The 842-nt window shown below is 79.1% G+C and carries 1 pseudogene; it reads right to left on the reverse strand.

The features are described 5' to 3' along the window. A pseudogene (locus tag CR470_RS38225) lies at positions 1 to 842 on the reverse strand (adenylate/guanylate cyclase domain-containing protein); the annotation flags it as partial.

The following is an 842-nucleotide window of genomic DNA, read 5'->3' on the forward strand; positions in this document are numbered from 1 at the left end:
ACCGCCGTCCGCATCCCGGCCGCCCCCGTGCGCCGGGCCGCCGTGTCCGCCCGGTCCAGCAGGTCCAGCGCGGCGGCGCTCCGGCCGAGCAGCGCCTCCACCGCCGCCCGGAACACCGGTAGGAAGACCTCCGCCTCGGCGAACCCCAGCTTCCCGGCCAGCCGTTCCGCCTCGGCCAGGCAGCGGTACGCGTCGTCGGGCCGGCACTGGAGCGCGTACAGCACCGCCAGCGGGCAGTTGAGGGTGACCTGGACCGTGGGCCGGCCCGCCCCGTGCGCCGCCAGCAGCGTCCGGCAGCGGATCACCGCGGTGGGCACCGGAACCGGCCCCCGCCACAGGGAGACGCCGATCGCGCCGAGCGCCCCGGCCCGTTCCGGCTCCGCACCGGCGAGCACCGCGTGCTCCAGGGCCCGCGCCTGGTCCCGCTCCGCCTCCTCGTGCCGCCCGGACCGCTGGAACTGCTGGGCGAGCCGCAGATGGGCCCGCGCCCGGCCGGCCGAGTCCCCGGCCGCCTCGAAGACCGGGAGCACGGCCCGGGCGACGGCGGCGGGGCCGGGGCCCGGGCCGCCCGGATCCAGCACCGCGAGCGCGAGGCGGGCATGCGCGGCCTCCACCGCGTCGGACCCCGAGTCCCTTACCCGGCGCAGCAGTTCGGCCCCCTCCCCGGTGCGGCCCAACGCCACCCGTACCTCGCCGAGCCGCCGCGTCGCCGCCGGGTCCCCGGGGCACAGGTCCACCGCCCGTTCCAGCAGTCCGTGCGCCCAGTGCAGGTCGGACCGGGCGGCGGCCTGCGCCCCGGCCCGGCCCAGCGCCTGTCTCTTATACACATCTCTGAGCGGGCT

It is taken from the genome of Streptomyces sp. rh34 (assembly GCF_002551245.1).
Classification (GTDB): Bacteria; Actinomycetota; Actinomycetes; order Streptomycetales; family Streptomycetaceae; genus Streptomyces.